10 protein-coding genes are annotated in these 14,515 nt (G+C 54.6%); all 10 read left to right on the forward strand.

The features are described 5' to 3' along the window. Nucleotides 1–122: 122 nt before the first annotated feature. Complete coding sequence (gene tssB, locus OGX98_RS06110; RefSeq protein ID WP_045441433.1) at nt 123–620, forward strand: type VI secretion system contractile sheath small subunit; 498 nt, start codon at nt 123–125, stop codon at nt 618–620. 32 nt (nt 621–652) lie between these two features. Further along, nucleotides 653–2,200 (forward strand): type VI secretion system contractile sheath large subunit, encoded by a 1,548-nt coding sequence (tssC, locus tag OGX98_RS06115; RefSeq protein ID WP_045441434.1) that lies wholly within the window; start codon nt 653–655, stop codon nt 2,198–2,200. 17 nt (nt 2,201–2,217) lie between these two features. Beyond that, nucleotides 2,218–3,558: a type VI secretion system baseplate subunit TssK gene (gene tssK, locus OGX98_RS06120; protein ID WP_286594973.1), complete on the forward strand. Its 1,341-nt coding sequence runs from the start codon at nt 2,218–2,220 to the stop codon at nt 3,556–3,558. Further along, complete coding sequence (gene tssL / locus OGX98_RS06125) at nt 3,555–4,244, forward strand: type VI secretion system protein TssL, short form (protein ID WP_045441437.1); 690 nt, start codon at nt 3,555–3,557, stop codon at nt 4,242–4,244. Before tssK ends, tssL begins: the two co-directional genes overlap by 4 nt. Further along, nucleotides 4,241–5,950, forward strand: coding sequence for an OmpA family protein (locus tag OGX98_RS06130; RefSeq protein WP_284096485.1), 1,710 nt, complete (start codon nt 4,241–4,243; stop codon nt 5,948–5,950). The genes tssL and OGX98_RS06130 overlap by 4 nt, the downstream gene beginning before the upstream one ends. Nucleotides 5,951–5,954: 4 nt before the next feature. Beyond that, complete coding sequence (gene hcp / locus OGX98_RS06135) at nt 5,955–6,446, forward strand: type VI secretion system effector Hcp (protein ID WP_045441440.1); 492 nt, start codon at nt 5,955–5,957, stop codon at nt 6,444–6,446. A 301-nt stretch (nt 6,447–6,747) separates the two neighbouring features. After that, nucleotides 6,748–9,402 (forward strand): type VI secretion system ATPase TssH, encoded by a 2,655-nt coding sequence (tssH, locus tag OGX98_RS06140; RefSeq protein ID WP_045441441.1) that lies wholly within the window; start codon nt 6,748–6,750, stop codon nt 9,400–9,402. Further along, nucleotides 9,399–11,900, forward strand: a complete 2,502-nt coding sequence (locus tag OGX98_RS06145) for a DUF2345 domain-containing protein (protein ID WP_286594974.1) — start codon at nt 9,399–9,401, stop codon at nt 11,898–11,900. Before tssH ends, OGX98_RS06145 begins: the two co-directional genes overlap by 4 nt. A 3-nt stretch (nt 11,901–11,903) precedes the next feature. After that, the gene (locus OGX98_RS06150) at nt 11,904–13,523 is read left to right on the forward strand and encodes a lipase family alpha/beta hydrolase (protein WP_286594975.1); all 1,620 of its coding nucleotides are present in this window, start codon (nt 11,904–11,906) and stop codon (nt 13,521–13,523) included. Next, nucleotides 13,516–14,515: Tli4 family immunity protein (locus tag OGX98_RS06155; protein WP_286594976.1), on the forward strand; the 1,000-nt coding region annotated here is incomplete at its 3' end. The genes OGX98_RS06150 and OGX98_RS06155, both read left to right, overlap by 8 nt.

The raw sequence follows: 14,515 nt of genomic DNA on the forward strand, positions 1-14,515 counted from the left end.
TTTTACTAGGAAATAGATCTTCGATCTGTAAATTTGATCAAAGATCATATATTGCTCTATTATGCGTATGAAAATGACATGTACTACAAATACTACACAGCAATATAAAGAGGGATGAACTTATGGCTGACAGCTTTCAGAGTGAGGTGCCTAAGGCACGTATCAATTTAAAACTTGATCTGCATACCGGTGGGGCGAGCAAGAAAACTGAGTTGCCGTTGAAATTACTGGTTACGGGTGATTTCAGTAATGGTCAGGAGTCTGCGCCGTTATCCGAGCGCGAAAAAGTGAATGTTACTAAAAATAATTTCGACGCTATTCTTTCCGAATATTCCCCAAAAGTGAATCTTACCGTTAAAAATACGCTTGCCGATGACGGTAGCGAGGACAATATTAAACTGACGTTCCAGAGTATGAAAGATTTCACCCCGGAACAGGTTGCCAGACAAATTCCACAGCTGAAGGCAATGCTTTCTATGCGTAATTTGCTTCGTGATTTAAAAGCCAATCTGCTGGATAACCAGACCTTCCGAAAGGAGCTGGAAAAAATTCTGCTGGACCCCGCATTAAGCGCAGAACTGCGCAGCGAACTCTCATCCCTGGCACCAAAACAGCCGTAACCATCACAAAGAAATAACGGATTAACCAAGGAATGCTCATGTCTGTACAAAATGAAAAGACTGCTGGTGGCGAAAGCGTTGTACTGGAACGCCCTTTAGCCGGTGGGGTTTATGCGTCTCTGTTTGAAAAAATAAATCTGAATCCGGTCTCAGAATTGAGCGCGTTGGATATCTGGCAAGATTCGCAGGCGATGTCCGATGCCACTGCTGATGAACGTCTGACTGCCGGGATGCAGGTATTTCTGGAGTGTCTGACAAAATCAGGTTCAAAAGTCGAGAAATTAGACAAGAATCTGATCGACCACCATATTGCAGAACTGGATTACCAGATTAGCCGCCAGCTGGATGCGGTGATGCACCATGAAGAGTTTCAGCGAACGGAAAGTACCTGGCGGGGATTAAAGTCGCTGGTGGATAAAACCGATTTTCGCAGGAACGTGAAAATTGAGTTGCTGGATATGTCCAAAGAGGATCTGCGGCAGGACTTTGAAGACAGCCCGGAAATTATTCAGAGTGGACTGTATAAACATACCTACATCGATGAGTATGACACTCCCGGCGGAGAACCGATTGCAGCGCTGATTTCTGCCTATGAGTTTGATGCATCCGCGCAGGACATCGCATTACTGCGTAATATTTCAAAAGTGTCCGCTGCTGCGCATATGCCGTTTATCGGCTCCGCTGGCCCGAAATTCTTCCTTAAAGACTCGATGGAGGAAGTCGCGGCGATTAAAGATATCGGCAACTACTTTGACCGCGCTGAGTACATCAAATGGAAATCTTTCCGCGATACTGATGACTCACGTTACATCGGACTGGTGATGCCGCGTGTACTGGGACGTCTGCCTTATGGCCCGGATACTGTACCGGTACGTAGCTTCAACTACGTGGAAGAAGTCAAAGGCCCGGATCACAACAAATACCTGTGGACCAACGCCTCCTTTGCTTTTGCCGCCAATATGGTGCGCAGTTTCATCAACAACGGATGGTGCGTACAGATCCGTGGCCCGCAGGCCGGTGGTGCGGTTCAGGATCTGCCAATCCATCTGTACGATCTCGGTACCGGTAATCAGGTGAAAATCCCGAGTGAGGTGATGATTCCGGAAACCCGCGAATTTGAATTCGCCAACCTGGGATTCATTCCTCTCAGCTACTACAAGAACCGCGATTATGCGTGTTTCTTCAGCGCAAACTCGACTCAGAAACCGGCGCTGTACGATACCGCAGATGCGACGGCAAACAGCCGCATCAATGCGCGCCTGCCCTATATCTTCCTGTTGTCACGTATTGCCCACTACCTGAAGTTGATCCAGCGAGAAAATATCGGTACCACCAAGGACCGTCGTCTGCTGGAGCTGGAACTCAACACCTGGGTACGTAGCCTGGTCACTGAGATGACCGATCCGGGTGACGAACTACAGGCGTCACATCCACTGCGTGATGCCAAAGTTGTGGTTGAGGATATCGAAGATAACCCGGGCTTCTTCCGCGTGAAACTGTACGCCATCCCACACTTCCAGGTGGAAGGTATGGACGTCAACCTGTCACTGGTTTCCCAGATGCCGAAGGCGAAATCGTAACCTAAGGCAGGAAGCCGATGAAAACGGAACAACCGTTATGGGGCAGGGGCCAGATGGTCTCTCCCCAACACTTCCAGCAACAGGCCGCGTATGCGGCCTGGTCAGTGGAATGCATCGCCCGCCTGGGCCTGGCTCATCCCTGGGGAATGATTAATGCCACTTTTGAACCGGATGCGCTGAAGCTGGGTCGCCTGCAGGCACGTCATCTGCACATCCGTTTCCCGGACGGAACGCTTATCGATACAGACAATGCTGACGCCCTGCCTCCGGCGCTGTCGCTTGAGAGCGAATCGCATGACGTGGTGGTGGAGTTGGCACTCCCGCTGCTGCGGGCGAACGGCGGCAATTGCTTGAAACCCGATGAAGTGGCTGAGCGCCCGGTACGTTTTCGCCAGCGCTGGCGGGATATCCGCAACACTTTTGGGGAAGACACACGACAGATCGCCGTAATGCAACCGGAACTGACGCTGAGGTTTGCTCATCAGAACAACAGCGATTACCTGACCTGTCCGGTCGCTCGTCTGCAGCAGGACTCTCAGGGGACCTGGGAACTTGATGAGACGTTTCTTCCTCCGCTGCTGACCATTCAGGGCAGCCGCTGGCTGGTGACACAACTGGAACAACTGATGATGCAACTGCGTGCTCGTCTGAGCCGCCTGATGGCCATGCGTCGTGAAAGTAACGAGCGGATGGCTGATTTTGCGGTGGCCGATGTGTCCCTGTTCTGGCTGCTCAATGCCCTGAACAGTGCAGAGCCTGTGCTGGGACAGTTTCAGCGCAATCCGCAAAGTCCGCCTGAACGTCTGTATCCGGAACTCACTCGTCTGGCGGGTAGCTTGCTGACGTTCTCGCTGGAACATCAGGTGAGTGCCATTCCAGTCTGGCAGCATGAACAACTGAATACCGTTTTCCCGCCGCTGTTTGACTTACTGGGCGATCTGCTTGAAGCCAGTCTGCCATCGCGGGTGGTCTCGCTTGAGCTGGACTATGACGCACGTCTCCACTTCTGGCAGGCCCGTCTGCATGATCCACGTCTGCGCGAAGGGGCTGATTACTACCTCTCCGTGCGCTCACCGATGCCGGTGGCGCAATTGCAGGAGCAGTTCCCACGCCAGTGCAAAGTGGGCAGCCCGGATCATGTCCGGAGCATTGTTAACTCTTCCCGGGTGGGGGTTCCACTGATGCCGTTGCGACATGTCCCGGCTGCCATTCCGTTGCGCTTGGAAAACCAGTATTTCAGCCTTGATGTCTCTCATCCTCTGGCCACAGAAATGCTCCAGAGCGGCACCTGTATGTTTTACGTTCCGGGGATGCTCGGCGAGCCTGAACTTGAACTCTTTGCGGTACTGAGAACATGAGTGAGCGTAAACGCGGCACCGCCGCGTCCATTGATATTGATGCCCTGTTACAGGACACCTGGCTGCAGGTGATCAGCCTGCGTCACGGCCCAAAATTCCAGGATGGGGAAGGGCGTAAGCTGTGGGAGCGTTGTATCGCCGATGTCGAGCGAGTGCAGAGTGAGCTAAAAGCGAGCGAACTCGATGAGATCAGTTGCCAGCATATTCTCACCGCGCAGTGTGCGCTGCTTGATGAAGCAGTCAAAGGTCGCGGTGTAGACGACGACGCCTGTGTGCAGTGGTATGACATTCCCCTGCAGGGACATTTTCTGGGCACGATGGATGCCGGTGACACTTTATGTGACCGGATGCGCGATGTGCTGCGCGAAACGGCACCCGAGCATGTCGTTGTGACCTGCTTCCAGCGAATAATGATGCTGGGATTCCTCGGCAGTTTCCGCTCATTAAATGATCCTGAGCGCCAGAAACTCGTCAGCGCACTCAATGAGCATGTCAGGCCCTTCAGCTATCCACAAAACCATCCTGTTCTGGCGGAAAGTCGTTCCGGGTCAGGGATAGGCGACTGGCTGTCGTCGTGGCCTGTGCGTATTGGCCTGAGTGTGATTGTGGTCGCGGCCTTGTGGTGGGGGCTGAGTCACTGGCTCGATCAGATGCTTCTGACGCTGTTGCCGGGAGCCGTGAAATGAGTCCTGCACAACAGCGTGGACTTGCGTTGTGGGCCGCTCTGCTAAGTACGGTGGTCAGCCTGAGCTTTCTGCCCGTTTCCCGGCTGGTTTCTGTTCTCGTTTTGCTGGCTGCTCTGGGGCTTATTGCCGCACTCTGGTACGTCGCGAGCCGTCGTGCTGAACACGATATTACGCTGCGCCTGGATGACCTCCCGGAAGCCACATACCACCAGCCTGTCGTACTGGTCTGTGGCGATCTGCCGCTGACCTGGCCGCATCTTTCACAGGTGCTGACTGTCACGCAGGGCTGCTGGATCCGTGTAGAGGATTTTCAGGATCTGGAGCAGGTTGCCCGCCAGGTGCTTTGGCTGCGACCGGACTGGGGCCGACAGTTGTCGGTGATGGTCAGTGTCTGTCCGCAGAAACACGCTGACAGCGAAGCGTTGACCAGTCGTCTGCTGGCTCTGCGTTGGCAAATAAGCCAGTTGCGTAAGGAGACCGGGCATTCTGTGCCACTGGTTCTGAATGGTCAGGTCGGCAGTGCGATGACAAGTGACATGCTCTGGCAAGCGGCAATCCCTGGCGAAGGCGTGAGGGTCTGGCGTGAATCTACCGCGCCCTGTTCGATTGCCGCGTGGGTCACCACTGGCGGAGCACCTGCGATGCAACAGCAAGTGCTGATGAACAGCCTGATGAGCTGGTTTCATCAGCATGTCAAAGCGGTTTTTATGGATGAGAATCCTGATGTTCCGGCCATTGCGCCCACGGCGGTGCTGTGGGGGATGGGACCTATTCTTGCTGGTAGCCTGGCGTCTTCGTCGTGGACCGCGTGGTTGTCCCGTCACACCGCTATGCAGCATGTGGCTGGCTGGCAACCGGTAGGAACTGACAGTACGGTGATAGCGCCGTTTCCGGATTTCGTTCTGCCTTTGTTGCCAGAAGGACGGGGCTTAACCCCGCGGGGGCGAACCTGGCGCTGTGCGCTCGGGATCTTTACCCTGGCCGCTATTGCGGCGCTGCTCAGCAGCGGCTGGAACAATCGTCAATTGCTGCACCGCGTGAGCTTCGATATTGCTCGTTATTACCGTATCCCGATGGATGATTACGGTCTGAAAGCCGACGCCGTCGCGGTTCTGCGTGAGGATGCCGCACAACTGGATGACTGGACTCGTAATGGTGTACCGGCCCGGATGGGGCTGGGGTTGTATCAGGGTGAACGCCTGCGCCTTACGGTGCTGGATGCTATCCGCTCTTACGTTCCGCCGCCGCCGCCCAAACCTCAGCCGAAGCCAAAACCTGCACCGAAAATTGTGCGCCTCGACAGTATGTCGCTGTTCGACTCCGGCAAGTTCGTACTGAAGGCAGGCTCCACCAAAATGCTGATTAACTCCCTGGTGGGCATCAAAGCCAAACCGGGCTGGCTGATCGTCGTCGCCGGACACACTGACAATACCGGCAACCCACAACTGAACCAGACGCTTTCACAGAAACGTGCCGAAGCGGTACGCGACTGGATGCGTGACACCGGTGACGTGCCGGAAAGCTGTTTTGCGGTCCAGGGTTATGGCGCAAGCCGTCCTGTCGCAACTAATGACACGCCGGAAGGGCGCACGCTCAACCGCCGTGTCGAAATCAGTCTGGTCCCGCAGGCCAATGCCTGCCGGATACCAGGCAAACACCCGGCGCCATCGCAGGATGATGGCGCATCACAATTAAATGGAGAGTAATTCCATGGCAATTCCTGTTTATCTTTGGCTGAAGGACGACGGCGGCGCGGACATCAAAGGGTCTGTGGACGTTCAGGATCGTGAAGGCAGCATCGAAGTGGTGGCACAGGAGCATAACCTGTATATCCCGACCGACAACAATACCGGCAAGCTGACTGGCACCCGTATTCACACGCCGTTCTTGTTTACCAAGGAAATCGACTCCTCCAGCCCGTACCTGTACAAAGCGGTGACTACTGGCCAGACCCTGAAATCTGCGGAATTTAAGTGGTACAAGATCAACGACGCGGGCCAGGAAGTGGAGTACTTCAACACCAAACTTGAAAACGTGAAAGTGGTGAAAGTGAATCCGGTGATGCACGACATCAAGGATCCTTCTTACGAGAAGCACAACCACCTCGAAGCCATTGAGTTGCGTTACGAGAAAATCACCTGGACCTACAAAGACGGCAACATCATTCATTCCGATTCATGGAATGAGCGCGCCACCGCGTAAGTTACTCGTCATATTTCGCGCTGTAGCGGCGTTGGCGGCGTTCATGCACCCCGGTCACTTACTTATGTAAGCTCCCGGGGCTGCACTCGCTTGCCGCCTTGCTACGGCACGAACTATTTAGAGTAACAGCCTGACGGGCAGCCCATTCTGCCCGCTTTTTCTTCTTTGCTGAATGTCTGCAACGAGCGGGCTTTCAGCAAAGAACCCACAATCTGCCAGCCGACCGTATGCGCTTTGGTCCCCTTAACGGGAAACAGCGAGGGGCGGTAGCGTGTCCAGGAACCGACAAAGAGAGAGAGTCATGGAAAATCCAGCCATCCTGCTGCGACGTCTGAACCCTTACTGTGCCCGTGCGATGGAAGGGGCGGCTTCGCTCTGTCAGATCCGCGCCCATGCAGAAATTCTGCCGGAGCACTGGCTGCTGAAGCTGCTGGAGCAGGGCGAAGGCGACCTCACCGTACTGGCGCGCCGTTACGAATGGGATATGGATGCGCTATGGCAGGATTTGCTCGGCTGGCTGGAGAAACAGCCCCGTTCGGTACGTAGCCGCCCGCAACTCTCGGCAAGTATCCAGACACTGCTGCAGGAAGCCTGGCTGCTGGCATCACTGGCCGGGGAAGAACACATCCGCAGCATCCATTTGTTGATGGCGCTGGTTGATAAACCCAAACTGGTTCGTTGTGATGGCCTGTGGCCGCTGCTGACGCTGGGGCAAAGCCAGATGGAACGTCTGCGTCCGCTGCTGGATGCACAATCAGACGAACGTCCGGACGTGCAGCTTGAAGCCGAACTGGCGCAGAGTCACGGCGGCGAGGTGGAATTTGCTGGTCGCCCGGTTGGGGCAGATCTGAAAGAAGGCGAACTCAATCCGGCCTTGCAGAACGCGCTGGACAAATTCACCCTCGATGTCACCGCCAAAGCGAAGGAAGGCAAAATCGATCCGGTGTTTGGCCGTGATACGGAAATTCGCCAGATGGTGGATATTCTCTCGCGTCGTCGTAAGAACAACCCGATCCTGGTCGGTGACCCGGGTGTCGGTAAAACCGCGCTGGTGGAAGGCCTGGCGCTGCGCATTGCCGAAGGGAATGTGCCGACATCGCTCAAACCGGTTATCCTGCGGACCCTCGACCTTGGTCTGTTGCAGGCGGGGGCGGGCGTGAAGGGGGAATTTGAACAGCGTCTTAAAAACGTCATCGATGCCGTACAGCAGTCACCGGTGCCTATTCTGCTGTTTATTGACGAAGCGCACACCATCATCGGGGCCGGTAATCAGGCCGGTGGCGCTGATGCAGCCAACCTGCTGAAACCGGCTCTGGCGCGTGGTGAGTTGCGTACTATTGCCGCCACCACCTGGAGCGAATATAAGCAGTACTTTGAGCGTGATGCGGCACTGGAGCGCCGCTTCCAGATGGTGAAAGTCGATGAGCCGGACGACGACACTGCGTGTCTGATGCTGCGTGGCCTGAAATCCCGCTATGCAGAACACCATAACGTACACATTACCGACGACGCGGTCCGAGCCGCCGTCACGCTGTCGCGTCGCTATCTGACGGGACGTCAGTTGCCGGACAAAGCGGTTGACCTGCTGGACACAGCAGCCGCTCGCGTGCGCATGAGCCTTGATACAGTCCCTGAAGCCATTGTGCGCCTGAAAGCCCGTCTGACGGCGCTGGAATTTGAAGAGCAGGCGCTGCTGGAGGATATTGCGGCCGGTTGCAACCGGCATGGCGATCGTCTGAGTGTTATAGAGCAGCAGCGTACGGAACTGGAAAACCGACTTCAGGAGCAGGAAAGCCGCTTCAGCAAAGAACAAACGCTGGCGCAACAGTTATTAGTCAGTCGTCAGGACATCAGCAATCAGGCTGAAATGCTTGCGCTTCAACAGCAACTGGAGCAGGAACAGCAGGGGGATGTGCTGGTGCAGGTGGATGTCGACACCCGCACGGTCGCCAACGTGATTGCGGACTGGACGGGCGTGCCATTGTCTTCCCTGATGAAAGACGAACAGGCTGAACTGCTGACGCTCGAAAATGAAATCGGCAGCCGCGTCGTAGGACAGGATCTTTCCCTCACTGCCATCGCTCAGCGTCTGCGTGCGGCCAAAACCGGCCTGACGTCTGAGAACGGCCCGCAGGGTGTATTCCTGCTGGTCGGCCCGAGCGGCGTCGGCAAAACTGAGACCGCACTGGCGCTCGCAGATGTGCTGTACGGCGGCGAAAAATCCCTTATTACTATCAACCTGTCGGAATACCAGGAGCCGCACACAGTTTCCCAGTTGAAGGGTTCGCCTCCGGGTTACGTCGGCTACGGGCAGGGCGGTATTCTGACCGAAGCGGTGCGTAAGCGCCCGTACAGCGTGGTGTTGCTCGATGAGGTGGAAAAAGCCCACCGCGACGTCATGAACCTGTTCTATCAGGTCTTCGACCGCGGTTTTATGCGCGACGGCGAAGGGCGTGAAATCGACTTCCGTAACACGGTTATTCTGATGACGTCGAACCTCGGCAGTGACCCTCTGATGCAGTTGCTGGATGAGCAACCGGGTGCGACTGAAAGCGATGTACAGGAACTGCTGCGTCCTGTTCTGCGCGACCACTTCCAGCCTGCCTTGTTGGCGCGTTTCCAGACAGTGATTTACCGACCGCTGAGTGAGATTGCGATGCGCACCATTGTCGAGATGAAACTCGGCCAGGTCAGTCAGCGTCTGAAGCGCCACTATGGCTTGAACACGCATATCGACGAGAATTTGTACGATGCGTTGACCGCTGCTTGCCTGTTGCCGGATACTGGGGCTCGTAATGTCGACAGCCTGCTTAACCAGCAGATTTTACCGGTGCTGAGCCAGCAGTTGCTGACCCACATGGCCGCAAAACAAAAACCGCAGTCATTACGCCTTACCTGGAGTGAAGAAGAGGGGATTGGGCTGGAGTTTGACCGCACACAAGGAGTGAGCGCATGAGCAGTAATCTCCCGATAAGATTCAGCCATAACCACCATCTGCTGTCAGTAAAAGGCTGTGAGTCAGAGCCCGATGTTCTGGCGTTTGAAGGCGATGAAGCCCTGAGCACGCCGTTCCGCTACCGTATTGAATTCACCAGTGCAGACCATGCCATCAGCAAAGAGATGATGCTGATGAAGGCCGGTTCACTGACGCTGCAGGCGCCGGCTGACCAGGGCTACGGTATTAAAATACAGCAGCCGGTGCGCGTCATTCAGGGGGTGGTGAGCGGCTTTGAACGTCTCAGCACCTCTAAAGATGAAACCCATTACGCCCTGACGCTTCAGCCGCGCCTGGCGCTGCTCGAACGTTCTCGCCAGAACGCCATTTACCAGGATATGTCGGTCCCGCAAATTGTGGAAAAAATTCTGCGTGAGCGCCACAACATGCGCGGCCAGGATTTCCTGTTCACACTGACCAGAGAGTACCCGCGCCGGGAACAGGTCATGCAGTACGGTGAGGACGACCTGCACTTTATCACCCGTCTGCTGGGTGAGGTCGGCATCTGGTTCCGCTTTACCACCGACACGCGCCTGAACATCGACGTGGTGGAGTTTTACGACAGCCAGCAGGGGTACGAGAAAGGCCTGACGCTGCCATCGGTCCCGCCGTCAGGCCAGCATTCAGAAGGCGTGGACTCGGTGTGGGGAATGGAGAGCCATCACCACGTGGTGCAAAAACAGGTCAGTACCCGCGACTACAACTACCGCCAGGCCACAGAAGACATGAACACGCAGGTCGATGCGACCCGCGGGGACACCACCACCTACGGTGATGCGTATCACTATGCTGACAACTACCTGACGCCGGGCAGCACATACGACCGCAATCCGTCCCCGGAGACCGGGGCGTTTTATGCCCGCATTCGTCATGAGCGTTACCTGAATGCCCAGACGCAGACCCGGGCTGTCACCAGTTGTCCGACGCTTTCCCCGGGGCAGGTACTGAAAGTCACCGGCGGTTTTGAGGTGGCAGAGGTGTTCAGTCAGGGTGTGGTGGTGACGGCGATGCACAGCCATGCGCGGCGTGACGAGGACTTTGGCGTCAGGTTTGACGGTATCCCGGACAGCTCGGATTTTGGTTTCCGTCCTGAACCTGGCTCACGCCCGGTGATGGCCGGGACCTTACCGGCCCGCGTCACCAGTACCACCGAAAATGACACCTACGGGCATATTGATAAAGACGGTCGCTACCGCGTCAACATGCTGTTTGACCGCGACAACTGGGAGACCGGGTTTGAGAGCCTGTGGGTGCGTCAGTCCCGCCCGTATGCCGGGGACACCTACGGTCTGCACCTGCCGCTGCTGGCGGGCACCGAAGTGGCGATTGGTTTTGAGGACGGCAACCCGGACAGGCCGTACATTTCCGGCGTGCTGCACGACTCGGCTCACGGCGACCACGTCACCATCCGCAACTACAAACGTAACGTCCTGCGCACGCCGGCGAACAACAAAATCCGCCTCGATGATGAGCGCGGCAAAGAGCATATCAAAGTCAGCACGGAGTACGGCGGCAAGAGCCAGCTGAATCTTGGTCATTTAGTCGATGCCGAAAAACAACAGCGCGGTGAGGGCTTTGAGCTCAGAACCGACAGCTGGGGTGCGATACGGGCGCAGAAAGGGATATTTATCAGCGCTGACGGGCAGGCAAAGGCACAGGGTCAGGTGCTGGAGATGGGGGATGCCCTGAGCCAGCTGCAGCAGGCACTGAACCAGGCCGAAGCTCTGAGTAGTGCAGTTGAAACAGCCAAAGCGGAGCTGGCCGATATTCAGACTCAGAAGGCGCTACTGCAGCAAACGCTGACCGATTTGCAACAGTCCGCGTTGTTACTCTCCGCCCCGGAGGGGATCGCCCAGAGCACGCCCAAAAGTGTGCAACTGTCAGCGGGTGAGAATGTCATTAGTACCAGCGGTAAGCACACGGATTTCAGTGCACTGAAAAGATTCACCGTGGCGGCCGGGGAGAGAATAAGCCTGTTTGCCCAGAAACTGGGTATCAAAATTTTTGCCAGCAAGGGTAAGGTGGAGATACAGGCGCAGGGTGATGCGATGACGCTGGATGCGCTGAAGGATATCCGCATCAGCAGCAGCGAGGGGAAGCTGGTCATCAGCGCGAAGCAGGAAATCATTCTCACCAGCGGGGGCGGCTATATCCGCATTGCTGATGGCGTTGTGGAGTGCGCGGCGCCGGACAAAATTATCCAGCGGGCGGCGGTGTGGCAGAAGTTTGGTGGTCAGAGCCTGAGCGTGGTGGCACAGAGCTGGGAGAGCAGCGAATTTGAAATGGGGCCTGAAGTACGGTGGCCCTATTCTGATAAACCTGTTGCGGGTCAGAAAATCAGCCTGACGCACAGCGATGGTACTGTACAGGAGTTAATGACCTCTGCATCCGGCCGTGGGGAAAAGCAAAACCTGGTGGACCCTGCATCAGTGCAGATAAACCTGAAGGATGAGGACTAACTGATGATTGAAGCCACTGAAAGCAATAGTGTCCTGCTGGGGTACGACAAGTTTGGTCATCCCCTCTATAAGGTCATTGCCACGCCGAAAGACAAGGAGCAATGGCTCAAACTTTATAAGATGCCGGACAGAGTCATCCCGGTTGTGTTTTTACCGGGGGTGATGGGGAGTAATTTGATGAGTCCTGACGGCAAATCTATCTGGAAGGTAGATGGAACATGGAGCATGAAATCCTGGTTAGTGCGGGGCGCCGAGGAAAGAAAAAAATTACTGGATCCCACCAAAACCGTGGTCGATCCCAGCGGGAAAATCGAGACTGAAAGTCCGGAAGAACGCCTGTTATTTAAATCTCGCCGGGAAAGAGGCTGGGGGGAAGTGGGGGCGATGAGCTATGGCACTTTCCTCCCCTGGCTCCAGGAAGCGCTGAACGATAACCAGACAATGTTAAAAAATAAGACCAGCAAAAATGGTAGTCTGACCTTGCGTGAGAGGCTGCTGGATAAAGCATTGGGAGCCGAAACGGGTGAGAGTAACCTGACTACGGGAGAAGTGGCACTAAGCTATCAGTACCTCTTTCCGGTCCATGCGGTGGGCTATAACTGGCTACAGTCGAATGTGAATTCAGCTAAAACGCTGGTCAAGCGTATTGAAAAGATTATTGGTGATTACAAAGCCAGCGGGCGCAAATGCGAAAAGGTGATCCTAGTGACCCACTCAATGGGAGGGTTGGTTGCCCGTTACTATTCGGAACTGCTGGAAGGGGATTACGGACAGAAAAATATTCTGGGTATTGTGCATGGGGTGATGCCGGACCGCGGTGCCCCGATGGCCTATAAGCGTATGAAAGCGGGGGAGGCAGTGCCGGTTGGTTTAGTGATTGGCAGTAGCGGCGCTGAAATGACCCCTGTATTGGCACAATCGCCGGGTCCTCTACAGCTCCTGCCTGGCAAGGGATACGGTATGGGCTGGTTTCACGTTGAGGGCCTTAAGCAGCCTTTGCCTCAGACAGATCCGTACAAGGAAATCTACACCCAGCGATCGGCCTGGTGGGGGTTATGCGAGGAGCGCTTTATTAATCCGGATAATAAAAAGATGGATAAGGTCCAGTTGGAAAAAGATTGGCAATCTTATGTGGATGTTATTGAAAATTATGTTCAGACATTTATCGAAGATCTGAGTGGCCATTACCATGGCCATACCTATGCCTTTTACGGTAATGACGGGAAGAAATACCCTTCATATGCAGAACTGCACTGGAAGGATGTGAGCGGTGAGCATGCACCAGAGGCCTATCGCTCGTTGGTCAGTGAACAGGGGGAAACGTTCTACCCTGCGGACAAATTTAACCAAACCACCCGTTATGCTACGCTGGAAACACCTGACCTGGGTTACGTTACCCGCAAATATGAGTTATCGCCTCCTGCGGAAGATGGCGACGGTACGGTACCGGTCAGAGCTGCAGTGATCTGTACTCCTGGCTTAAAGGCCCAGCTCGGTGTGGGCGTTGACCACGAGGGGGCGTACAAATCTGACGACACCATGGATGCGCGCTGGTTTACCCTGCGGTCAATTATCAAAATTGCACAACAGGTGAAAAATACAGGGCTGGCATACCATGATTAATATAAAGAAAAAAGCCATTATCCTCGCTGTCTTAATCTTAGCGGGATATGGGCTGTATCAATATTTCCGTCCTTACAATCCCTCACCGCAAACACTGACAGCATCACAGCAGGAAGCCATGAATAAGATAAACGCCGAAATGAAACCTTACTGCGTCGGACGCTATATGCTCGATCTGCCATCCTCCTTTGTGGCCTACAGTGAAACAGCATCGCTGGATAATAATATCTGGGCGGCGGTAATTTCCCGGCCGGAAGATACCTATAAAACCTACCTTGCGACAAAGAAAATGTACCACCCTGGTTTTATACAACTGATGGCCCGAAGGGAAAAAGAATTGAGTGAAAGTAAAACGATAAGAAATGAAAATATGCCTTTTTTGAAAAAAATATGGAAGTTATCAAGTGGGATGGAAGGTATCATTTTTGAAAGGAATGAAAATGAAAGCGTTTCAGATGCAATGCGCATTTTGGAAGGGTATTTATATACTAACGGCGTAGTTATTAAATTTCAAAAGCAGACCATTAATGATTCGAGCTCTATATATAACGAGCAACGAAGGGGGCGACCAGCCAGAAACTATGTAGCGAATGACGTCGACCAGATGCAGTCGCTGATGGCGAGGATTAGCGGCAGGGATAATGATGCCATTCCGATGAAGCCTGGTTCCTGTATCACCCATGCGTTTATTGCCACCGACCCGGCGGCGATGGATCGGGAGGATATCTCCGTTGGGCTTGAAAGCAAGACGCTGGAACATATCAGAATTATTCTTTCCACCGATAACTTTACACGTGAAAAAGACACGGTGCTGGAGAGAGCTGGTGAGATAGAGAGTAATTTGTACCGTGGTCGGGTGGAAAGAAAAGGTGCCTTTAATGTTAACGGGCTGCAGGCCCAGGAGTTTCTGGCAACGGGTTTACAGGCATCTCAAGACGAGCCGCGTTACGGTTTTGATATGTTCATCAATGAAACGACAGCCAGCTACAAGA

This window comes from Citrobacter sp. Cm046 (assembly GCF_030333065.1).
Lineage (GTDB): Bacteria > Pseudomonadota > Gammaproteobacteria > Enterobacterales > Enterobacteriaceae > Citrobacter > Citrobacter murliniae.